31 protein-coding genes and 1 pseudogene are annotated in these 18,091 nt (G+C 64.6%); 3 read left to right on the plus strand and 29 right to left on the minus strand.

What is annotated here, in order from left to right; genetic code table 11:
* Positions 1-10: 10 nt before the first annotated feature.
* The 27 genes from QP512_RS12105 to QP512_RS12235 all read right to left on the minus strand — a co-directional run bounded on the left by QP512_RS12105 (position 11) and on the right by QP512_RS12235 (position 15,546).
* Positions 11-1,414, minus strand: a complete 1,404-nt coding sequence (locus tag QP512_RS12105) for a phage major capsid protein (protein WP_286068809.1) — start codon at positions 1,412-1,414, stop codon at positions 11-13.
* A gap of 11 nt (positions 1,415-1,425) precedes the next feature.
* The gene (locus tag QP512_RS12110; protein WP_053092058.1) at positions 1,426-2,289 is read right to left on the minus strand and encodes a head maturation protease, ClpP-related; all 864 of its coding nucleotides are present in this window, start codon (positions 2,287-2,289) and stop codon (positions 1,426-1,428) included.
* A gap of 4 nt (positions 2,290-2,293) precedes the next feature.
* A complete protein-coding gene (locus QP512_RS12115) occupies positions 2,294-3,577 on the minus strand; it encodes a phage portal protein (RefSeq protein WP_286068810.1) in 1,284 nt (427 codons plus the stop codon).
* Positions 3,574-5,331 carry a terminase TerL endonuclease subunit gene (locus tag QP512_RS12120; RefSeq protein WP_286068811.1) on the minus strand — a complete coding sequence of 586 codons (1,758 nt, stop codon included), beginning with the start codon at positions 5,329-5,331 and terminating at the stop codon, positions 3,574-3,576. Before QP512_RS12120 ends, QP512_RS12115 begins: the two co-directional genes overlap by 4 nt.
* Positions 5,264-5,689, minus strand: coding sequence for a hypothetical protein (locus QP512_RS12125; RefSeq protein ID WP_286068812.1), 426 nt, complete (start codon positions 5,687-5,689; stop codon positions 5,264-5,266). Before QP512_RS12125 ends, QP512_RS12120 begins: the two co-directional genes overlap by 68 nt.
* A 128-nt stretch (positions 5,690-5,817) precedes the next feature.
* A complete protein-coding gene (locus QP512_RS12130) occupies positions 5,818-6,129 on the minus strand; it encodes an HNH endonuclease signature motif containing protein (protein WP_286068814.1) in 312 nt (103 codons plus the stop codon).
* Between the two features lie 29 nt (positions 6,130-6,158).
* Positions 6,159-6,359: a hypothetical protein gene (locus QP512_RS12135; protein WP_286068815.1), complete on the minus strand. Its 201-nt coding sequence runs from the start codon at positions 6,357-6,359 to the stop codon at positions 6,159-6,161.
* Positions 6,346-6,723 carry a hypothetical protein gene (locus QP512_RS12140; protein ID WP_147416494.1) on the minus strand — a complete coding sequence of 126 codons (378 nt, stop codon included), beginning with the start codon at positions 6,721-6,723 and terminating at the stop codon, positions 6,346-6,348. The genes QP512_RS12135 and QP512_RS12140 overlap by 14 nt, the downstream gene beginning before the upstream one ends.
* A complete protein-coding gene (locus QP512_RS12145; RefSeq protein WP_286068816.1) occupies positions 6,720-7,022 on the minus strand; it encodes a hypothetical protein in 303 nt (100 codons plus the stop codon). Before QP512_RS12145 ends, QP512_RS12140 begins: the two co-directional genes overlap by 4 nt.
* Positions 6,998-7,432, minus strand: a complete 435-nt coding sequence (locus tag QP512_RS12150) for a hypothetical protein (protein ID WP_286068817.1) — start codon at positions 7,430-7,432, stop codon at positions 6,998-7,000. The genes QP512_RS12145 and QP512_RS12150 overlap by 25 nt, the downstream gene beginning before the upstream one ends.
* Positions 7,419-7,799 carry a Gp49 family protein gene (locus tag QP512_RS12155; protein ID WP_286068818.1) on the minus strand — a complete coding sequence of 127 codons (381 nt, stop codon included), beginning with the start codon at positions 7,797-7,799 and terminating at the stop codon, positions 7,419-7,421. The genes QP512_RS12150 and QP512_RS12155 overlap by 14 nt, the downstream gene beginning before the upstream one ends.
* The gene (locus QP512_RS12160; RefSeq protein ID WP_088497117.1) at positions 7,796-8,035 is read right to left on the minus strand and encodes a hypothetical protein; all 240 of its coding nucleotides are present in this window, start codon (positions 8,033-8,035) and stop codon (positions 7,796-7,798) included. Before QP512_RS12160 ends, QP512_RS12155 begins: the two co-directional genes overlap by 4 nt.
* Positions 8,032-8,349 carry a hypothetical protein gene (locus QP512_RS12165; RefSeq protein WP_286068819.1) on the minus strand — a complete coding sequence of 106 codons (318 nt, stop codon included), beginning with the start codon at positions 8,347-8,349 and terminating at the stop codon, positions 8,032-8,034. The genes QP512_RS12160 and QP512_RS12165 overlap by 4 nt, the downstream gene beginning before the upstream one ends.
* Positions 8,346-9,011: a glycoside hydrolase family 19 protein gene (locus QP512_RS12170; RefSeq protein ID WP_286068821.1), complete on the minus strand. Its 666-nt coding sequence runs from the start codon at positions 9,009-9,011 to the stop codon at positions 8,346-8,348. Before QP512_RS12170 ends, QP512_RS12165 begins: the two co-directional genes overlap by 4 nt.
* A 104-nt stretch (positions 9,012-9,115) precedes the next feature.
* On the minus strand, positions 9,116-9,649 hold the full coding sequence (locus QP512_RS12175; RefSeq protein ID WP_286068823.1) for a YfbU family protein: 534 nt from the start codon (positions 9,647-9,649) through the stop codon (positions 9,116-9,118).
* 62 nt (positions 9,650-9,711) lie between these two features.
* Entirely contained in the window at positions 9,712-10,407 is a 696-nt protein-coding gene (locus tag QP512_RS12180) for a hypothetical protein (protein ID WP_286068824.1), read from the minus strand.
* Positions 10,404-10,817 carry a hypothetical protein gene (locus QP512_RS12185; RefSeq protein WP_286068825.1) on the minus strand — a complete coding sequence of 138 codons (414 nt, stop codon included), beginning with the start codon at positions 10,815-10,817 and terminating at the stop codon, positions 10,404-10,406. Before QP512_RS12185 ends, QP512_RS12180 begins: the two co-directional genes overlap by 4 nt.
* Positions 10,807-11,040, minus strand: a complete 234-nt coding sequence (locus tag QP512_RS12190; RefSeq protein ID WP_286068826.1) for a hypothetical protein — start codon at positions 11,038-11,040, stop codon at positions 10,807-10,809. The genes QP512_RS12185 and QP512_RS12190 overlap by 11 nt, the downstream gene beginning before the upstream one ends.
* Entirely contained in the window at positions 11,037-11,315 is a 279-nt protein-coding gene (locus QP512_RS12195) for a hypothetical protein (protein WP_286068827.1), read from the minus strand. Before QP512_RS12195 ends, QP512_RS12190 begins: the two co-directional genes overlap by 4 nt.
* The gene (locus tag QP512_RS12200) at positions 11,315-11,524 is read right to left on the minus strand and encodes a hypothetical protein (protein ID WP_164166349.1); all 210 of its coding nucleotides are present in this window, start codon (positions 11,522-11,524) and stop codon (positions 11,315-11,317) included. Before QP512_RS12200 ends, QP512_RS12195 begins: the two co-directional genes overlap by 1 nt.
* Positions 11,524-11,901, minus strand: a complete 378-nt coding sequence (locus QP512_RS12205; protein WP_286068829.1) for a hypothetical protein — start codon at positions 11,899-11,901, stop codon at positions 11,524-11,526. Before QP512_RS12205 ends, QP512_RS12200 begins: the two co-directional genes overlap by 1 nt.
* Complete coding sequence (locus tag QP512_RS12210) at positions 11,898-12,401, minus strand: hypothetical protein (RefSeq protein WP_286068830.1); 504 nt, start codon at positions 12,399-12,401, stop codon at positions 11,898-11,900. Before QP512_RS12210 ends, QP512_RS12205 begins: the two co-directional genes overlap by 4 nt.
* Positions 12,394-12,723, minus strand: coding sequence for a Ref family recombination enhancement nuclease (locus QP512_RS12215; RefSeq protein ID WP_286068831.1), 330 nt, complete (start codon positions 12,721-12,723; stop codon positions 12,394-12,396). The genes QP512_RS12210 and QP512_RS12215 overlap by 8 nt, the downstream gene beginning before the upstream one ends.
* Before the next feature lie 53 nt (positions 12,724-12,776).
* Positions 12,777-12,995: a hypothetical protein gene (locus QP512_RS12220; RefSeq protein ID WP_286068833.1), complete on the minus strand. Its 219-nt coding sequence runs from the start codon at positions 12,993-12,995 to the stop codon at positions 12,777-12,779.
* Positions 12,996-13,184: 189 nt separating this feature from the next.
* Complete coding sequence (locus QP512_RS12225) at positions 13,185-13,787, minus strand: hypothetical protein (protein WP_286068834.1); 603 nt, start codon at positions 13,785-13,787, stop codon at positions 13,185-13,187.
* Complete coding sequence (locus QP512_RS12230; RefSeq protein ID WP_286068835.1) at positions 13,753-14,628, minus strand: helix-turn-helix domain-containing protein; 876 nt, start codon at positions 14,626-14,628, stop codon at positions 13,753-13,755. The genes QP512_RS12225 and QP512_RS12230 overlap by 35 nt, the downstream gene beginning before the upstream one ends.
* 330 nt (positions 14,629-14,958) lie before the next feature.
* Entirely contained in the window at positions 14,959-15,546 is a 588-nt protein-coding gene (locus QP512_RS12235; RefSeq protein ID WP_286068837.1) for a hypothetical protein, read from the minus strand.
* 122 nt (positions 15,547-15,668) lie between these two features.
* On the opposite strand from QP512_RS12235, the gene QP512_RS12240 reads away from it, so the two are divergent.
* Complete coding sequence (locus QP512_RS12240) at positions 15,669-15,926, plus strand: hypothetical protein (protein WP_136638166.1); 258 nt, start codon at positions 15,669-15,671, stop codon at positions 15,924-15,926.
* Between the two features lie 197 nt (positions 15,927-16,123).
* Here QP512_RS12240 and QP512_RS12245 read toward each other — a convergent pair whose 3' ends face one another.
* Both QP512_RS12245 and QP512_RS12250 read right to left on the minus strand, forming a co-directional pair.
* Positions 16,124-16,348: a hypothetical protein gene (locus QP512_RS12245; protein ID WP_286072078.1), complete on the minus strand. Its 225-nt coding sequence runs from the start codon at positions 16,346-16,348 to the stop codon at positions 16,124-16,126.
* Between the two features lie 108 nt (positions 16,349-16,456).
* Positions 16,457-16,597 (minus strand): annotated as a pseudogene (locus QP512_RS12250) (YdaS family helix-turn-helix protein); the annotation flags it as partial.
* Between the two features lie 204 nt (positions 16,598-16,801).
* On the opposite strand from QP512_RS12250, the gene QP512_RS12255 reads away from it, so the two are divergent.
* Positions 16,802-17,374 (plus strand): S24 family peptidase, encoded by a 573-nt coding sequence (locus QP512_RS12255; protein WP_235650343.1) that lies wholly within the window; start codon positions 16,802-16,804, stop codon positions 17,372-17,374.
* On the plus strand, positions 17,374-17,829 hold the full coding sequence (locus tag QP512_RS12260) for a hypothetical protein (protein ID WP_286068839.1): 456 nt from the start codon (positions 17,374-17,376) through the stop codon (positions 17,827-17,829). The genes QP512_RS12255 and QP512_RS12260 overlap by 1 nt, the downstream gene beginning before the upstream one ends.
* The last annotated feature ends 262 nt before the right edge of the window (positions 17,830-18,091 follow it).

Raw genomic sequence — 18,091 nt, forward strand, 5'->3', positions numbered from 1 at the left:
GAACGGTGGATTAGGCGACGTTACCGAGGTCGCCGTAGATGAAGGCCTGCGGGCGGTACACCGCCAGCGCCAGCCGCTCTTCAGCCAGGATGGTCACCAGGTTCTTCACGAAGTCGTCTTCGTTCTCGGTGGCCACTTCGACGCGCGCCTGCCAGCGATCGAACAGCTGAGCCCCCAGCTTGAATGCGCCGGTGAGGAACTTGTCCTCAGCGATCGCCTGGGTTGCGACGACCGGCAGGTTCCACAGCGTGGCGCCGATAACGCCCTGCGGATTGCCGATGATGTAGCGACCGGTGGTGTCCTTCAGCAGCTCGACGCGTGCCCAGTCGATCGGGTTGAGCACGATGCCGCTGGCCGGGAACTCTGCCAGCTGCGCCTGCAGCATTGCCAGGCGGATCTTGTCGATTACCGTGGCATCAGCCGGCTCGAAAGGTGCAGCGTAAGCCGTCGCCTGCGGGATGATGCCCAGCAGGTTCTGGCCGGTGCCGTCACCATTGAGAAGCTGCTGCTCTTCCTTGAACGCCAGGCCGTAGCGCAGGCGGCCATCGATGTAGCTGGCGAGCTGCGAGGCATCGCTGAGGATCTGGCGCGATGCCTTCATGTAGTGCGCGATCACCTTGGCGGTGGTGCTCACCAGGTCGAACTTCAGGCTGGACTCGGGCTTCTTCGCAGTTTCTGCCACCGGCGCGGCATTGTTGGTGAAGCCAGTTTCCTTCACGTACTCCAGCGTGTTGCCGTCCATTCGGCCCGGCGTGATCAGGTCGCGTACCGTCAGGCGGCGGTCAGGCGGCGCGATGACACCCGGCAGACGGGTGGGGGTGACCAGGTCGCCCGCCGCGCCGTCGGTGTCGGTCGTGACCGAGGTGATCGCAGCACTGAACGTCATGTCGACGCGACCACGCGGGGTGGTCTTGCTGGCGAATGCCTGGAACTCGTCACTGTTGACGAACTGCTGGCCGAACGACTGGTGCTGCACGTCGCCGCCCGCGCCGTTGGCCTCGATCTTGGCCAGCCGCTGCTCGGCGGCCTGGAGGTTGGCCTGCAGCTCGCCCTGCTTCATGAGGGCTTCATCGACTTTGGCCCGGGTTTCAGCGGACAGCTCAGTGTTCTTTGCGGCCACCTCGGCGTAGGACTTCAGCTGGTCGCCTACGGTCTTCAGGTCCGCACTGACCTGCTTGTACTGCTTCTCGACGTCCTCGCCCACGTCGCCGAACTGGGCATGGCGGCGGAACTGGGGGATGTCGCTGGGCTTGATCAGCATCGCCGCCATGGCGACTACGCCTGCACTGCCGAGCAGGCTCATGGCAAGGACGGACGGGCCGACCTTTGCGAATGCGCCAACCGCCAGGGGAATCGCCGCTGCGATAGCGAGGACGACCAGGTAGAACGTCGCGGAGAGTTTCATGGACTTCATGTGCAAAGCTCCTATTGCGGGAGATTGAAAGAAAGACGCGGCAGCGGATCTGCCTGCACCCGGATGGCCTTTCGGCCGCTATCGGTGGGATCGCCCTCACCGCTGCCAGTGGGATCGCCCCGACTGGACTTGATTTCGCTGATCAAGCGCATCGCTTCTGACTTCGGCATGCCTGTGGCACGCAAGCCGGCCTCCACACGGCGCACCGCTGAGGCGTTCTCTTTGCTTGCGCCCTTCTCCACCTGATCGGAGGCCAGAAGTTCATCTGCAAAGCCGTCCTCCACTGCGGAGGCGCCACCGATCCAAGTCTCGGCATCCATCAGCTTGGACATGGCCTTCTGCTCGGCACCGGTGCGCGCGGCGTAGATGCTAGCCATCGCGTCGTCGAAGGGCTTGAGCGTCGCAGCCACGTCAGCAAGGTCGTGGCGATTGCCTACGGCAACGACCCAAGCGTTGTGGATCATCAGGAAGCCAGCGCGCGCGATCTGGACTGTGTCACCGGCCATGGCGATGACGGAAGCAGCCGATGCGGCCAAGCCCAGTACCTTCACCGTGACCTCGCCGTCGTGCTCGCGCAGGAGGTTGTAGATCGCCAGGCCTTCGAACATGTCTCCGCCGGGGCTGTTGATGTTGACCGTGACCGGGCCTTTCCCCATCCCGCGCAGGGATGCCGCGATGCGCTTGGCGGTCACGCCTTCGCCGGTCCAATAGTCGTACCCGATCACGTCGTAGATGCTGATGGATCGTTCCGCATCGGTGTCGGAAGCCGCCCTGACGCCAGCCTCCCAGCGGTCAAGTGCGCGTGGCTGGATCTGGCTGCTGACAGCGGCGCAGGGGCGGCCCTCCGGTACACCCGGCAGCGTCTTGATCGTCATGTGGTCAGTCCTTCTTGTCTTCGGAGAAGCCCAGGAACGCGCGGATAGCGGCCCGGGCCTGGTCGGCATCTGAACCAGCGCCGATGGCATCCAGCGTGGTCATCGCGGTTTGCACGGTGAGCACGGCGGCATTACCGCCCATCGGCTCCCGGTCTTCCAACTCGCGCACTTCGTCGCGGGTGAGAATCCCCTTGTCCACCATCACCCCGTAGAACGCAGCGCGTCCGGCGCTGTCGGCGCGCAGAAGGCCTTCCACGGTGAACTTCGGGTAGTAGCGCAGGCGCTCGGCTGGCGTCAGCAGGTCCTTGCTGATGGCCTGCTCGATGCGTCGGAGCCACGGCCCCAGCGTGAACGTCAGGAAGCCGATCATTTGCTGCTCGATGCCGGTTCCCCAGCTTGTCGACTTCTCCGTATGGCCAACCATCCACGGCGGCACGCGGAACCAGCGGCAGATCGACTCCACGGAGAACGCCCGCGACTCCAAGAGCTGCGCGTCGGATGGCTTGATGCCAAGCGTACCGGCCTCCGTGCCACCTTCGAGCAGCGGGGTTTCACCGCGCTCAATGGAACCCATCAGGTTCTTCTTGAACTCCGTCCGCTGCTCAGGCTTCAGAAACGCCTGGACCTTGTAGTAGATCGTCTGGAGCAGACCGTTTCGGAACGTGCGAGCCGCTGCTCGGTCTGCCGCGATGGCGTTGCCGAACACTTTGGCACCGTAGGCGATCACGGACACGCCGCTCTCGCCATCCAGCGTGAACCCTGGAATGCGCCAGATCCTCGCCGGCGCGATGATCCTGGGAGCACCATTGGCGCGCAGGTAGCGATACACCTTGTTGCCGTTCAGGTCACGATTGATGGTGAGCCTGGCTGGATCAAGGAACTGCAAGCCGATCAGGCGTTCGCCGGCGTAGAGCTTCTCAGCGAAAGCGTTGCCACGAAGAAGCATCGCGACAACCATGGCCTCCCAGAACACCGCCGCAGTCGAGTCGATGTTTGGCTGGTCGTGAACAACAAAATGCAGCGGGTGCTGGCTCGCGACGCGCTTTCCGGTCTTCGTCCTCTCATACATCGACAGGGGCAATGTGGCGATCGTCTCAGAGATCAAGCGGACACACGCCCAGGCTGCGTCGACTTGGAGAACCGCCTTTGCTGTGACGGCTACGCCGGCCTCATTGGCCATCTCGCGGTCGATGTAGAGCTCGGCGTCGCGGGTCGTGAATGAGCGAACCCACCCGTCAACCGCCGCTCGGACCCGTCCCAGAAATCCGGTCTGATGCTTCGTCTTCATGCGGATCCCGCCAAAATAGGGTTACTCAACCAGTCGTCCATCCCGCCTGTCGCCTCGCTCGTGAGAGATACCCCAATGGCCATCAGCAGCGCGGTGATGTCGTCGATCTTGTCCGCGGACCGGCGCTTGTCCGGCGCCATGTTCAGATTCACGTCCTTGCGCGCGACCAGGTTGGCCGCGCACCAGGCCAGTACAGGGTCGCCGTCGTGCACCAACCGCTTGCCGATGTAGGCGCGCTCCAGCTCTACCATCGCGGGGTGGTACGACTTCGTGCCCTGGATGAACTCCACCAGTGGAACTTCAGCCGCAACAAGGCGGCTGACCATCTCGGTAGCGTTCCAGCGGTCGAATGCAAGCGACTGCAGGTTGAAGCGCTCGTGCACGTCCAGAACCGCTTGCTCAATCACCGCGTAGTCGGTGACCTCGCCCTCGGTCTGCTCCAGCAGCCCGGCCGCGACCCAGCCCGCATACGGGACAGTGCCGCGCTCGGTTCGCTGCGCCACTGCGGACTCGGGCACCCAGCGCCGTCCCCAAGTGATGATCTTGTCGTCCAAGCGCCAGACCAGCCGCAGCGATGCAAGGTCGCGCGTGCTGGCCAGATCAAGCCCACCCCAGCAGGGAACGTCCTTCAGCGCCTCCAGATCGACTACGCCATGGCAGGCATTCCACTTCGGCAACAGGATGAAGCCGTTTGCCGCTGCAGCAGGCCGGTTCAGCCGTTTGATCTGGAACTCAGCAAGCTTCGAAGGCATCGCCTTCGCTTCAATCGACTCCTTCCTGATCGCCGCCAGCAGGTGGGGGTTCACGTCCATCAACGGGTTGGCCTTATGCCAGGCCTTCTCGTCGAAGTCCCCGTCGTCCTTGTCCACCGCGAAGAAGATGGCCAGGAAGTGGTCGGCGGCGTCGCCAAACACCCCCTCCAGCAGCTGCGTGGCGAACTGCCGAATCTCCGACCAGGGACCGGGGTTCGCGTACCCCTCTGTGGTCGTGAACAACCAGAGCGGATTACGCCGAGCACCAGCCGCCGACTGCAACACGTTCAGCAGATCAGGCGTCTTGTGCGCATGGATCTCATCGAGCCCAACGTGGGACGGGTTCAGACCGTCCTGCGTCGATGCCTTGGCGTTGATCGGCTTGAACGTCGCGCCGGTCTCGACCCGGCTGATCGCATTCGCCCAGCACTCCAGCCCGTAGGCATCCCGCAGATCGGCCTTCTTCTCGGCCATCCGCTTGGCTACGTTGAAGATGATGCGCGCCTGGCTGCCAGTGGTAGCGGCGGAAATGACCTGCGCACCCTCTTCCTCTTCGCAGCATTCGCAGTAGAGCAGGATGGCCGCCGACAGGGTCGACTTCGCGTTCTTGCGCGCCACCGCGAACAATGCGGACGTGAAGCGGCGTGTTCCATCCGGCTTGCGGAACCCGAACAGCTGGACCACGAACCACACGTGGGACGGGTGAAGCCGAATTTCCGGCGTCTCCCACTTCCCCTCAACGTGCGGGAGAAGCTCGATCCAGCTGCAAGCGTGATTGGCGTGATCGCGTGAGAAGGAGAATGGCGCTCCCTTCTTCTTCGCCCGCTTCAGATCGTCCAGGAACCGTTTCGCCGCCAGCTTGATCAGCCGACCGAACCTTCCACCCCTATCAGCCGCAGCCGCCTTCGCATACCCGATCGCGACATCGACGTGGTCATTTTCCGGTGGCGCGGGGCTTTCCGAGCGCAGCGAACGCGTTGCCCGGCTTTTCCGTGTCGCCATTCGGTTTCACCTTTCCCTGCGCCACTGGCGTCAGGCCAAAGTCGTTCATCAGTCCACGCAGCTGGGCAACCATCGATGCAACCGGCGCCTCGCCGGCGGCGTACAGCTGAACGGTCTTTCCATGAAGAGCGCAGAGCTGGCCGAGCGCCGACAGGCCGGCCTCGGTGAGGAGCTTGTTTGCGTGGAGGATCGGAGCTAGGCGCTCCCATTCCTTACGTGCGTGTGCGTTGGGCATCCAGTCCGGTGCCGGTGGCACATCGGACACCAGGGGGAGTTCAGCCGCAGCAGGCGCTTCGCGGTCAGGCCGGTCGGTGCCGGCCACCACCTTCAGCGCCGTCGGCTTGCGGGGGCGGGACATAGACGGGCCTCAAAAACTGAATTTTCTGAATTGACGGTGCGAAAAAACGACTGAGCGGCCGGTGTCCGAGAGGAAGGATTCGAACTTTTTCCCCTCCCCCCGGGGCATTTGATGAGAATCACTCACATTCACCGCTTCGAGAGGAACGGATGAGAACGATTCGCGCCTCGCGCGGCCTCTGCCTTCGTCTTCGTGCCGTGGCACTCGCAGCAGATCGCCTGCAGGTTGTCCAAGGCATCCGTGCCGCCTTCCGCCTGCGGCACAACGTGGTCAACCTCTTCTGCCTGGCGGATGCGACCGGCTGCACGGCATGGCTGACAGAGGTACAGGTCACGTGCCATCACCGCATCGCGCTTGCGACGCCACGGCCTGCCGCCTCGGCCTTTGCCGTAGTTCTCCTGCGGTGCTTGCGCGACGTGTACCGGAGCCAGCTGCGGCATCGGTCTATGTCGACGAGGGAAGCTGGCCATCAGCCCAGGCTCTGCGACTGGTCGCGCTCGCCTGGCACCAGCTCACCGTCCAGGCTGCGGGCTGCCTCTTCCTGCTCTTCCTCGCCCTCAGCTGCCAGCGCGGCCAACAATGCATCAACCTTCCCTTCTAGCCTGGCGGTGGCCTGGCGCTGCTCTTCCTGCTGCAGCTCGATCCGGCGCAGCCGATCAGACAGGCTCATCGGTCTGCCCCTCGCTCGGCCCCATGCCTTGGATCTTGAAGTTGCCGTCCTTCCTCAGCGTCCACGACGTGTCAGGACCACGGCCATGGAGCACGCCACCTGGGCGGGACTCACGTTCAGCCCAAGCGGCGGCCGCCTTTTCGATCTTCTCAGCAAACGCCAGATCCAAAGACGCCTGAGCATCTGCGCATCCAAACGGCTGAGAGACTGGCTTCCCCTGCGCATCGGTGTCCACCACGGCAAAGCGCTCTGCCGTCAGGGTCAGGCGGTTCGGCAGTTCCTGACCGAGCGAGGCTTCCGCCGCCGTCGGCTTCAGCAGCCAGTTGCGCAGCCACACACGCGGGTTGAATCGGTCGACGTTCACGGTTTCACCTGCTTCTGCTCGCCGGCCGGGGCCAGCTTCTCGATGGCGCTCATCCGGCTATCGCAGTCCTCCAGAGTCAGGAGGTTGGCGTTGTATGCAGCGACGACGGCTTCCACGGTGCGGGAGGTGGCGCGCTTCGCCGGGCAGCGGGCGGTCAGCGCCGCCGGCACAGCCACCGTGCGCTCGACCGGGACATACACCACCTTGGGCAGGTCAGGCTTCTCGGCCTTGCTGCAGCTGCCGAACCCGCACAGTGGCAGGGCCGCAGCCAGGATCACAGCAACGGAATGGCGTCGCATAGGTTCTGCTCCAACTGCTGCCGGCATCCCGGCTGGGTCTTGGCCGCCTGCAGGGCCTGCTCGGCTTGGGTAGCGCGACGCTGGCTCTGGGCTGCAGCTGCTTCGGCCTGCCGTGCGGCCTCCTTGGCTGCCTGCTGCTGGCGGGCGGATTCGTCGATGGCCAGCTGGGTCTGCCGGTTCACCTCCTGCAGCAGCTGGCCGCAGGCGTTGGCGGCGCGCAGGTTCTCGTCCGCGGCTGCCTGGGCCTTATCACGCCGCTTCTCGGCGGCGGCGATCAGTGTCTGGTCCTTCTTCGCCCGGTAGTCCGACCCGAGCCGGGCGCCCATCAGCAGGACAGCGACCACCGCGGCAACCCACAGCCCCGCGCGGATCAGGCCAACGTAGGGCCGCAGCGGGTCAGGGATTAGCAACGGAGTGTCTCGGGTGATCCGGCCGGCTGGTTCCAGTCAGATCGGCCTGCGCATCGGCATCAGTCAGCGCCGAGCGCACCAGGTCATCGCGCAGGCGGAAGCCCAGCAGCTCCCATACCTTGCCGACCGCGTTCTGGCGTGCAACCTTGTTCCCGATCTCAGCGTCGAAGTTCTCGATACTGACTGCGGCCGAGATCCCTTCCACCGTGAAGCCGTTGCGCAGCGTCAGTTGGCACACGGTCGTGCGCCCGTTGGGCAGCACCGTGAAGGTCTCGCCAACGATCTCGGCACTTACCTGATCCGGCGTCACGCGCGGGGCGTTCAGGCCCTTGGACTGGATTTCCTGCTCGATGGTCTTGTCGTTCACAGGCCCTCCTTCGGGCGCTTGGGTTTCTGCTTGAAGCTGGTGGCCACGGGGACCAGGAAGGCGCCGCCGACGGCCAGGCCGCCCAGCACGATCAGGCCCCACTCGGGGAACAGGTTCTGCGCCCGCTCCGGCATCAGCGCGTAGGCGCCGAGTGCAGCGGCGGCAGCGGCTGCGAGGGTGGCCAGCCATGTGCTGGCGCGACCGGCCACTCCCTGCCAGTTGAATCGGTCCTTCACTTCAGCCCCCTGAGCTGCTTCAGCTCCTTGATGTCCTGCTTGTTCTGCTCGACCTGCACGGCCTGCTTGGCCAGTTCGAGCTTCAGCGCCGGTACGTCGGCCAGCTGCGTGTTGAAGGTCTGCAGCTGCTGCTGGACCGTGGTCATCTGCTGGTTGGTGACCTGCTGCTGGGTCAGCACCGCCTGCATGGAGCTGATCAGCCAGTAACCGCCGGCGACCATGAAGCCAGCGAAGGCCCCCACGATCCATTTCTCGACGGGGCCTAGCGAAATGCGGGTGCGGCCGTCCTGGCTCGGCTGGGCTTCCATCGTCATGCCCCAAGCACCTTCAGCGCGCGGTAGTAGCGCGAACGCCGGTCCGCCGCTCCAACCTGGCCGCCGTTCACCCGGGCCGTGATCTCGTCGAATCGGCCGGCATCCGCCAGCCTGCTGAGGTTCCGAGAATCCCAGAACGTCGCTGCTGCCAAAGCGCCCCACTTCGGCTGCTCCAGCTCCTCGGGTTTGGCCTCGAAGTCAGGGACGCCCTTGACGCCCTTCGCCCGCAGAGCGTCGCGGATGGCGGCATAGTTGGCCCGGCCGGTGTTCTGGATAGGACCACGGCCGCGGTAGCGGTATCCGTCGCCGCTCGCCTCCGAGCCATTGCCCAGCCGGTTGGCATACGCGTTGTTGCCGATCGCAACCGGCTTCCGTTCCAGCGCGCGCGCCAGGTCGTTCGGCTTCCTCGGCTTGGCCCTGGGGTCAACGGCGTAGCGGCTGGGCCAGGTATCGGCCATGCCCTGCGCACCGTAGTTCAGGTTCTCGACGGTGCGGGTCAGGCTCGCCGACTCGTGACCGACCTGCGCCAGGAACGCGGCCACCCGCTTCGGGGTGCTGATGCCGTACGCAGTGCAGGCGTCGGTCAGGGGCTGAGCCCACTGGGCGGCAACGGCGGCACTGCAGCCAACCACCTGCTGGATTGTCGAGGCGGTCAGGATCATGACGAGTCCGGAAATGAAAAACCCCGGCTGGTTGGCCGGGGTCAGATCGTGCGCGATGGTAGTGAATCTACCCCCGAATGTGCGGGAGTGTCACTCCCGCATCCTCATCGGGTCGAAAGCAGCGCCTCCAGGTCATCCAAGCTGAGCCGACGGCGGTCCAGCAGCTGGCGCCTCATTGGCTCAAACAGCTCATACATCTCTCGGTAGAGCTCGGCCGTTGGGCTATGCGAATTGAAGTCTCTATCCTTGAACTCAGTGAAGCGATGCAGGTCATTCACCAGAAGGCGGCAATGTGCCATCAACTCTGTTTCATTGTTGCCGTCAAAACCGCGGAACTGAGGATTATCCCCACGCAGTCCAACACGGTCGATCAGTTCCTGACGCTGCCCCTCATCCAGGTCCTTGACGGCCCGCTCAATGAATGACCACATATCTAGAACGTCGATGACGAACTTAAAACTGTCCGGCAGGTCCTGATCGTCGAAAAGCAACCCATGCTCGAACGGTATCGCGAACTCTTCCTTGTAAGCCGTGACCTTCGAGATGAAGCTTGGATCAAACTCACCTCGAACCTTCAGCGCCTTCTGAATGTCAGCGAGCATCAGGACAATCAGGCGTTGCTCATCAGTGAACTTCATTATTCCTCCGTGACTGGCGCGCCCCCTGGCACGCCTTGCGCCGATTCTATGCCCTGTAGCCTTCAGGCGGCCCGATTCAACGCGTTGGAGAGCGCCCAGCACGCTTCCTGCTCCGCCTCGGTCATCTTCTGCAACAGCCACTCGTAGACCCCGCGCCACTTTGCCCGATAGGTCGACTCGTCCCGCCCGATAGCGGCAGCCCGACGCCGGTCGCTGACCGGGCCGAGGCCTGATCCGCCGCACACCTTGCACGGCACCAGCAGCTCCCCAACCATCGCCTGACCCCTGCCCTCGCAGGCCGCACAGTGCGGCCGCTTGGCGATCTCGCTGATCACCGCCGCTGCTAGGGTCGGCAGCGACTCCAGCGTGCTGATCGGCCAGCATTGAGCCTTCACCCGGCCCAGCCGCTGCTGGGCGGCGTCACGGTTCGCCCGCTGCTCCGCCGTCGCCGCGCCGCCCCAGCCAATGCACACCTCGGCCAGGCCGAGATCCGTCCGGGCCTCGGCAAGCCGGCGCTGCTGGCGCTGCAGCTCGGGCGTCACCAGCGCAATCACCGCGTCCCGCAGCTTGTGTCGGCGCAGCGCGGCGCCATCCGGCCACCAGCACGCCTCCAGCAGCTCCCGGCCCAGCCCGGCCGGCACCATGCCCAGCGCCGCGGCAATGTCCTGGTTCGTCAGGTCGGGCTTGCCGCCTCCCCGCCCGATGTCGAACTTCACCGTGCTCGGCCCCAGCCGCGCCATCGTCTCTCGTGGATTCATGCCCGTTCCCCTGTCGTTGAGTGGCCGGCCGCCGCCGGCCCGCCCGTAATCCGCACCACCACCTGGCCGCCCGGCCGCCGCTCGCTACTCACGAGCGGGTGGCTGATGAACCGCTTGTCGTCGATGCCCAGCACCTGGGCGATGCCGTCCCGGTACGCCTTGAACCGCCCCAGCATGTTGTCGTCGTCCGGAAGCGCCTTGCCAGGCGCTTGATGGAAGCTCACCCACAGGTGCAGCTTCCCCGCCGGCAGCTGCAGCGCGCGCCAACCCGCCTCGTGCGCCAGCACCACGGCAGTCTGTCGGGCATGCTTCGTGGCCCGGGCCTTCCTGCTCCAGTGCACCCGGCCATTCGGCGACAGGTCCTTGCTCGGCCAGGGCAGAACCAGCTCCAGCGCGCGGTCAACCTGCATGGGCAGCCTCGTTCTGCTCGATGGCATCGCGGAAGGCCGCGCGCCACCGGAACGCCGTAGCCCGGCTGACGCCGAAGTCGGCCCGCAGCTGCGCAACCGATGGGAGGCGGTCGCCGTACATGCGGACCATCCGCAGGGCTGCCGTCAGCGTCAGGTTCTGGCGGCCCCAGTTCGGCCAGCCGGGCTCGCGGTTGTGGTGGTTATCAGTTGGCTGGCGATTCATGGCACCTCCGGGCGGGCAGCGAGCATGGCCGTCCATATCTCCTCAAAGGATCCGTCCGCGGCCAAAGCCGCCCAGGCGGCTTCCGCCATCGAACTCGACAGATCCACCGGCACCAGGACGTAGCCCTCGGGCGGCGTGAGGGCGGCGACCACGGCGCGCATAGACGGGTTGAGGTCATACGCGCCCGCCCGAGCCCCCGCCGCAGTGCTGGGCAGGTCGAACCTCTCGTATTCCACAGCCAACAGCTCACGCGCCCGCTTCTCGATGGCGTCCATCAGTGCCTCCCTTTGATTTCAGGAATCGGCTCAAACTGCTCGTAGGTGCCCTTGAACCTGCCCAGATGATCGCTGACCACTTCCATTCCGATCCCATCCATACAAGGGACATCGAGAACGGAAACACGCGCGATCTCGCCACAAAACGGGAACACGTCCGGATCTTCCTTCACCATGACCAGCTGGCCTACGTGGAAAGCGGTGTCCATCAGGCCACCTCCGGGCCGGCCGGCTCGGCCGCATAGTGCGTGATTGCCGGGTTGTCACCCCGCCAGCTGCCGAACACCGGCCGCTTGCTTACCCAGTCCCACAGCATCAGCCGCGTGCCGTCCTGCGGCGCCTCGGCGATAGGAAGCCACTCGGGCCTCGGCGGAAGCGCGATCAGGTCCTTCAGCCACTGCAGGGCTGCGTCGGTGTCCTCGAAGAACTGTTCCTCGCTTTCGCCGTATAGCTGATCGATCTCCGGTCCGAAGTCGACAACCCAGTGGGGATAGCGCTCGCCACCACCCACCGTCCATTCCCACGCCGCGTTGACGACAGACAGGCCACGGCGTTTGGCGGCAGCGATGATCTTCCGCTTGCTCATACTCGCTGCTCCCAGCTGGCCGTCAGGCGCTGCACCTGCCCGCCTCGTGCCTCGAACTGCTCCACCGTCTCGGCCGGACGCTGGCCGTCCTTCTCCTTGCCCCACGCCTTCGCCGGCGCCAGGCCTGACAGCCGCTCCACCCGATCCCGGTTGATGGTCATCTTGTCCACGCGTGGCGCCTTCGGCTGTGCGCCGTTGCGCGCACGGTAGGCTCGACCGCGCTCGATGCGCCGCTCGCGGAGTTCCTCCGCCGTCGCCTTGTGGAAGCGCATGCCCTGCCCGCTGTAGCGGTACGCGGCGGTGGCCCGGGCGCCGGTCTTCACCAGGTAGCCGCAGCTCACCAGCCACGTCAGCACATCGCGGACGCCGTTGCGCTCCTTCGTCTTGTCGACGCCGGTCACGTCCATCAACTCGAACACCTGCTGGTGGCCGAGCGACTGGCCCTTCCTCTCTTCGAAAATGGTCCTGACCTCGTCGGACAGGCCTGTCGGCTTAGCCATTGGTGCCACTCCTCAGTTCGTTGATGTACGTCTGGTTTGCGATCAGCTCGTCATCGGAGCCGTACGTCTCGTGGAAGGTCCGCGAGCCGTCCAACAAGCTCGGACCGTAGATCTGGCGCATCGTCGCGAAGGTGTTCCCCTCCATCGGATGCCGCATGTGGTGCCATTTGCACAGGGCGTAGCCGAACATGTGGCCGCGCCGCAGGTTCCCGCTCTTGGCGTGGTTGTAGTCGCAGCCGTAGACCACTAGCTCCGGGTCCAGCACCTCCTGCATCTGTAGCACCAGGCAGGCCATGCACGGGCCCGTCTTGGCCAGCTCCATCCGGGCCCTTTCCTCCTGGGTAGGGGGCGGGCCAAGCGAAAGCGACCACCACATCAGCGCGCGCCCTGGGCGGCCAGCCACCAGCCGTGCTGCCAGGCTTCCGCCTTCTCGCTCAGCGGCCCCGCCCTGCGGTTGGCGCCGTCCTCGGTCTCGCATTCGATCCAGACCAGGTGTGGGTTTTCCCACCACTGCCCGTCGGTGAGCCGCGCCGAGTAACCGGCGTTGATCTCCTTGGCGAACTTGCTGCGCGTGCTGTACTTGGTGAAGTCCATCAGCGTCTGTTCCTCGTCGTGCTGCGGCGTGCCGCGCTCAGTTCTTGGTCCCGCCTGTCCCACCCGGCCTGCCAGCGGCGGCGCCGCGTCACACCGTCCTGCCCCATCTCGTACCTCGGTGCTGATTCCCGGTTGCGGCAGGCATCCCGCGCCCAGCGTCCGGCCTGCTCGGCCTGGGCCAGCTCCGCTTCAGTCACCATCGAAGTTCAGCTCGGCCGCTGCCCGCTCCATCGCAGCGCGCGCCGACTCCCGGTCACGCACCGGCCGCACCCCGTGCTTCTCCTGCTCGATCGCCAGCACCGGCTGCGGCAACGGCTTGCCGTCGACCACGTGCTGGACAGCGCGCGTGTAGGCCTCCTCCAACATCCGCCGCTGCTGCGATCCGTGGTCGGCCGAGGCGTAGACGTGCAGGTCCAGCAGCGACCGCACCAGCACCGTGAAGCCGCTCTGCGGCCGGCCCGGTGCCATCTCCCGCTCGACCGCCGCCATGACCGGGATGTCCAGGCACATCGTCAGGAACCGCGGCGGGTTCGGCGGCCACTCCCGGCCCTCGGTCAGGCAGCAGGCCATGCCGCGCGCGTGCTGGGCCCGGCTGCGACCCTTCAGCACCTGGAACCACGTGCCGGCGGCGATGGTCAGGCTGCCGTCCTTCTTGAACGGCGCCGCCCCGTTCTCGCGCTCCCACTTCCCCGGGAACATGGCCGTCATCTGCTTCCAGAACTCCCACAGGTAGGCCGACTGCGACTCGCTCAGCGGCTCAGCCGATGACGGCGAACTCGGCGTCGACGACATCGCCTGGCTCGAACCCAGCGCCGCCACCCTGGCCACCGCCTCGGCGTTGGGCGTAGAACTGCTGTTCGAGCTGCTCGGTGCGGTCGGCAGAACCGTGTTGAGGGCTTGCATGGGTTGCTCCTGCGGATGGCTGGGCGACAGGGATCACGGGCAGCGCCAAGCCGGCGGCCATGGTCTGCTTCAGGGATTCGTTGGGGTCGTGGCCGGCGGCGATCAGGTCCAGCAGCTGCTGTCGGACCTGCAGCCAGCCCTGGACAGACAGCGGGCGGCGGATCGCGGCACGGTGCCGGACGAACCGGGCCAGCTGCTCACGGTCGACGCCGGGCGGCGTGCTGCCGAATCCGGCCAGTTCGCGGTCGACCTGCTCGGCGGTCAGCGCCAGCGGATCGGCCTCGCGCTCACACTCGCGGTGTGAGGGTTGCTCTTGGTTGCTTTTGGTTGCTCTTGGTTCGGGTGCAATAGCTGTTGCACCCTTTTCGACGCCGTTTTGCACCCTTTCCTGCGTCGTTTTGCACCCTTCGGAGGCCTTTTTTGCACCCTTTGCAAAGGGTGCAATTTCTGCACCCTTCATCCATTCGGGGTTGATCCGGTACTGCCGGGTGCGCCCGCCTTCACCGAACCCGCTGCGACGGCCACCGATGCCGGCGTTGACCAGCACCAGCCACCCGGACTGCTCCATCCGGCGCAGCTGGTACTGCACAGAACGCTCGGACTGCCGGGTCTTCTCCGCCAGGCGGGCGATGGACGGGAAGATGTGCGTGCCGTCGTCGTGCGCGTGGTCAGCCAGCGCCAGCGCCAGCAGCATCTCGCCTCCGCCGTTCGGGTAGCGGTCGAAGACCATGCCTGTAACTCGTGCGCTCACGTCAGATCCCCAATGCCAGGTTCTGGCCCGGCGCGACCGGCCACCAGGTGCAGGCCGGCTTCCCGGCCGTAGCGCACGGTGCCGACGGGCCTCGCCAGATGCGGCCCTGTCGAGCCAGTTCCGGCAGGCGACGGCCAAGCATGTGGCGGTCAAGACCGGTCAACGTTGCCAGGTGCAGGCTGCTATGCCCGGGATGAAGCCTCACCGCGGCCTCAGCCTTCGACTGCTGGTCGTGAAGCCGGCCACTAGCAAGCAGATCGGCAGCCGCCACATGGCTGCCCGTAGGATCGGTAGTCCTAGCAAGAGCGCTCATACAGTCGGCTCCAGACCCATCGCACGGACCACCGCCTTGCGGAACGTCAGCACGCTGATGACCAGGTCCGTCGCCTCGTTGATGATCTTCTGGCCGTGGGGGCGGTCTTGCTCGTCAATCACGCCGTCCGCGACCGCCGGGCTCACTGCAGAGCAGAGGTCGCCGAAGTCCTTCATCAACTGCCCCACCCCAACCGTGTCGGCCGCGGTGTCGATCGCATCCATCCGGATCGGCAGGATTCCGCGCCGGCGCGCAAGCTCACGCTCGCAGTTGCCGCGGTAAGGTTCGGGGAGGCTGATCACCCAGGCATCTTCGAGATCTGCCGGAAGCGTCTTGACCACGCCATCGAGATAGCGGCCCAGAATCTGGCCGTTATGCTTCTTGTCCCCGTCCGCATCACCCTCACCGCCCAGCGTGATTCGGAACGGAACCTCTCGGTCGTCCTGGGCATACATCGACAGGTACGTGTCGGCCACGGCCATCGCAAAACTGCGGCGATTGGAGCCGGTGTCGCGCAGCATCTGCTCGGTGAATCCGTAGATCACCGTCTGGCGCTTCGGCAGGAAATGGGGCTTGGGCTTCATGACAGGCTCTCAGGGGCGGCACAACATGTGCGCCATGGACATCGGAAACTCATGGGCGACGGGCGTCGCCCTCCTTGCGCTACGCTGGCGTTTCCACACGAACAGCCCGCAAGGAGGGCGACATGGAACTCAAGGACAACCCGGCTTTCGCCGACCTGTTCGCACAGGTACAAGTGCTGGAGATGGTCTGTATGGCTGCCATCAGGGCGCACCCAGAGCCGGAGAAACTTCTTTCCGAAATGGAGCAGCAGTTGGGACTGCTTCGCTCACTGAGCTCGACAAGGGCGACAGATCTGATGGGCCGCATTGCCCACACGAAGTTCGATCAGAAGGCTCAGGGATGGATGGATTACGCTCGGAGCGTGCTGCCACAGGACTGAGAAAACTGTCCAAGTTGGACTCAATCATCCTTCGGGCGATTTCGTCAGATCGACTGCGATTCGCATGCCAAAGCCTGGTGGTTTCTCGCATACCGGCTTTGATTCGCTCCGCCTGCCTCACTTCCTCTTCGGAAGGCTTGGCCAGCCAATCGCGCAGCCAGAGCCGGGGATTCCACCTATCGGACAGCGCGCGCATATCAGGCCACCTCCAGGGGGGCGTAACGGTTCTCGTCGGGGTCGTGCGGCGCCGGCTGCGCCTGCGGATGTTCCTGGACGCCCAGCAACCGCTGGATCTCCGGCAGCGCCGGCAAGGCGCCCTCTTCCGGCCAGCCCTCAACCTGCTCGATCGGCAGCTTCAGCACCTTGGCCAGCAGCTTGTCCGTCGACAGGCCCAGCCGGGCGCGCAGCGCGCGCTTGCTCATACGGCTGTCGATTTCCGACCTCAAGGATCGGATCGAATGAGACGATGGCGCTGGGCCATAAACGTCTGGCCGAAGGTCGTGCCGAGAAATGCCGGTGCATTCCTCCACCGCTAAGACTCTTTCGGCGGGAACTCTGCCCCTCGCCTTCCACTCGCTGATTGAAGCGGAGCGGATCCCAAGAAACTCGGCGAGACGCTGCTGACTACCAGCAGCGTCGATGGCTCTAAGTAGGGGCTGGTTCTCGTCCATGGACGCATATTAGGCCCAACCTAATATGCCGGTCAACAGGGCAAACCTAATTTTCTAAGAGGCATCATTTAGGCTATGCCTAAGAGACCACCTGACAACTACGCGCCTGAGTTCGGTCGGCGACTTGTTCAGCTTCTTGCAGCGCGGGGAATCCCCCGCCGCGGCGCCGGTGCGTACCTGCAGAGGACCTATCGTGTTTCCAATGTGACCGCGAACGACTGGCTGAATGGAAAGTTCCGCCCCGAGATTGATACCGCCCGCCAGATCGCGGTTGACCATGGGGCTGACTTCGACGAACTCTACTTCGGCACCGATAGGGCAGCACCAAGCGATCAGGACTACACCGACGTTGTTGGCTACTCTCAGGCTGTTGGCTTGGGCGCCGCCGGCGCAGAGGCCGAGGAGTACGCCGAGACCCATAGCCTCAAGTTCAAAAAGACCAGCCTCAGGCGTCGTGGTATCTATGGTCGCAACCTTGCTATCTACTATGGCAAGGGCGACTCCATGGAACCCACCATCGAAGATGGCGATGCGATCTTGTTCGACGTGTCTGATACCCGAGTCGTTGACGGTTGCCTGTACGTTATCCAGGTACACGGCGCGGCTAACCCGGAGTACTACGTGAAAAGAGCGCTGGTCCTAGACGGCACAGTCTTCTTCAGTAGCGACAATCCCAAGGGCGACCACCATTGGCAAAAGCCTAGAAGAATGGACTCAAAACGCGAGCCGATCACGGTCGTTGGGCGAGTCCATTGGATTGGCGGTTGGGCCGACTGATGAGCACCGACCCTGCGAGCATCGGGAAGATCCTGATTTCATTCATAGCCGGCGTTGTCGTAACCGCGGTAGGCGCTGCGTCCATCTGGCCAAGACCTGCGGCTGATCAGGGCACGCCATTGCGTGTGGATGAGAATGCCTCGGTGGCACGCGGTAAAGACCAGGCGCACGATGTCGGGCCTGGCCAAGCCTCGCGAGAGACTGAGAAGACTGAAGTCTGCAAGGTTGCCGCAGACTACGCCCGTAGCATCATGGATGGGCGGCAGCATGGTGTCGCAATGTCACGAGTCATGGACTTGGCTAAGGAAGCGGATCCGGCCATAGCACCCCTACTGACCAAGATGGTCGTTGATGCATACGACAGGCCTAGGATGGCGGTTGAACGCAACCGCGAGACCGCGGTACGGGATTTCGAGAACGAAGCGTTTCTGACCTGCGTCAAGCAAAGCCAGTGAGCCACAGCTAAGACGGCTCATTCAGCGGCAAGGACCTTGATGAACAAGTTCATAAATATATTAGGCTCAACCTATTGACGCTATATTAGGTTTGGCCTAATTTTGCCTCCAGCCGCCCACGAAGCCTCTCAGCAGAGGCAGGGCGCCGGAGACCAGCATGCGCACCGCAAACCGGCCCCTCTGGGCCACCCTACGCCCCATCGCCGCCGCCTTCGCGGCCGCGTTCGGCGAGGCCTTCAGCAGCTGCGTCAGCAGCAGGAAG

Source organism: Stenotrophomonas sp. 57, from assembly GCF_030291075.1.
Taxonomy (GTDB): Bacteria; Pseudomonadota; Gammaproteobacteria; order Xanthomonadales; family Xanthomonadaceae; genus Stenotrophomonas.

What these genes read in the sequence shown, in the direction of transcription:
- QP512_RS12105 (WP_286068809.1), bottom strand. Translation starts at nt 1,414, where the DNA reads ATGAAGTCCATGAAACTCTCCGCGACGTTCTACCTGGTCGTCCTCGCT.
- QP512_RS12110 (WP_053092058.1), bottom strand. Translation starts at nt 2,289, where the DNA reads ATGACGATCAAGACGCTGCCGGGTGTACCGGAGGGCCGCCCCTGCGCC.
- QP512_RS12115 (WP_286068810.1), bottom strand. Translation starts at nt 3,577, where the DNA reads ATGAAGACGAAGCATCAGACCGGATTTCTGGGACGGGTCCGAGCGGCG.
- QP512_RS12120 (WP_286068811.1), bottom strand. Translation starts at nt 5,331, where the DNA reads ATGGCGACACGGAAAAGCCGGGCAACGCGTTCGCTGCGCTCGGAAAGC.
- QP512_RS12125 (WP_286068812.1), bottom strand. Translation starts at nt 5,689, where the DNA reads ATGTCCCGCCCCCGCAAGCCGACGGCGCTGAAGGTGGTGGCCGGCACC.
- QP512_RS12130 (WP_286068814.1), bottom strand. Translation starts at nt 6,129, where the DNA reads ATGCCGCAGCTGGCTCCGGTACACGTCGCGCAAGCACCGCAGGAGAAC.
- QP512_RS12135 (WP_286068815.1), bottom strand. Translation starts at nt 6,359, where the DNA reads ATGAGCCTGTCTGATCGGCTGCGCCGGATCGAGCTGCAGCAGGAAGAG.
- QP512_RS12145 (WP_286068816.1), bottom strand. Translation starts at nt 7,022, where the DNA reads ATGCGACGCCATTCCGTTGCTGTGATCCTGGCTGCGGCCCTGCCACTG.
- QP512_RS12165 (WP_286068819.1), bottom strand. Translation starts at nt 8,349, where the DNA reads ATGACGATGGAAGCCCAGCCGAGCCAGGACGGCCGCACCCGCATTTCG.
- QP512_RS12170 (WP_286068821.1), bottom strand. Translation starts at nt 9,011, where the DNA reads ATGATCCTGACCGCCTCGACAATCCAGCAGGTGGTTGGCTGCAGTGCC.
- QP512_RS12175 (WP_286068823.1), bottom strand. Translation starts at nt 9,649, where the DNA reads ATGAAGTTCACTGATGAGCAACGCCTGATTGTCCTGATGCTCGCTGAC.
- QP512_RS12180 (WP_286068824.1), bottom strand. Translation starts at nt 10,407, where the DNA reads ATGAATCCACGAGAGACGATGGCGCGGCTGGGGCCGAGCACGGTGAAG.
- QP512_RS12185 (WP_286068825.1), bottom strand. Translation starts at nt 10,817, where the DNA reads ATGCAGGTTGACCGCGCGCTGGAGCTGGTTCTGCCCTGGCCGAGCAAG.
- QP512_RS12190 (WP_286068826.1), bottom strand. Translation starts at nt 11,040, where the DNA reads ATGAATCGCCAGCCAACTGATAACCACCACAACCGCGAGCCCGGCTGG.
- QP512_RS12195 (WP_286068827.1), bottom strand. Translation starts at nt 11,315, where the DNA reads ATGGACGCCATCGAGAAGCGGGCGCGTGAGCTGTTGGCTGTGGAATAC.
- QP512_RS12200 (WP_164166349.1), bottom strand. Translation starts at nt 11,524, where the DNA reads ATGGACACCGCTTTCCACGTAGGCCAGCTGGTCATGGTGAAGGAAGAT.
- QP512_RS12205 (WP_286068829.1), bottom strand. Translation starts at nt 11,901, where the DNA reads ATGAGCAAGCGGAAGATCATCGCTGCCGCCAAACGCCGTGGCCTGTCT.
- QP512_RS12210 (WP_286068830.1), bottom strand. Translation starts at nt 12,401, where the DNA reads ATGGCTAAGCCGACAGGCCTGTCCGACGAGGTCAGGACCATTTTCGAA.
- QP512_RS12215 (WP_286068831.1), bottom strand. Translation starts at nt 12,723, where the DNA reads ATGGAGCTGGCCAAGACGGGCCCGTGCATGGCCTGCCTGGTGCTACAG.
- QP512_RS12220 (WP_286068833.1), bottom strand. Translation starts at nt 12,995, where the DNA reads ATGGACTTCACCAAGTACAGCACGCGCAGCAAGTTCGCCAAGGAGATC.
- QP512_RS12225 (WP_286068834.1), bottom strand. Translation starts at nt 13,787, where the DNA reads ATGTCGTCGACGCCGAGTTCGCCGTCATCGGCTGAGCCGCTGAGCGAG.
- QP512_RS12230 (WP_286068835.1), bottom strand. Translation starts at nt 14,628, where the DNA reads ATGGTCTTCGACCGCTACCCGAACGGCGGAGGCGAGATGCTGCTGGCG.
- QP512_RS12235 (WP_286068837.1), bottom strand. Translation starts at nt 15,546, where the DNA reads ATGAAGCCCAAGCCCCATTTCCTGCCGAAGCGCCAGACGGTGATCTAC.
- QP512_RS12240 (WP_136638166.1), top strand. Translation starts at nt 15,669, where the DNA reads ATGGAACTCAAGGACAACCCGGCTTTCGCCGACCTGTTCGCACAGGTA.
- QP512_RS12245 (WP_286072078.1), bottom strand. Translation starts at nt 16,348, where the DNA reads ATGAGCAAGCGCGCGCTGCGCGCCCGGCTGGGCCTGTCGACGGACAAG.
- QP512_RS12260 (WP_286068839.1), top strand. Translation starts at nt 17,374, where the DNA reads ATGAGCACCGACCCTGCGAGCATCGGGAAGATCCTGATTTCATTCATA.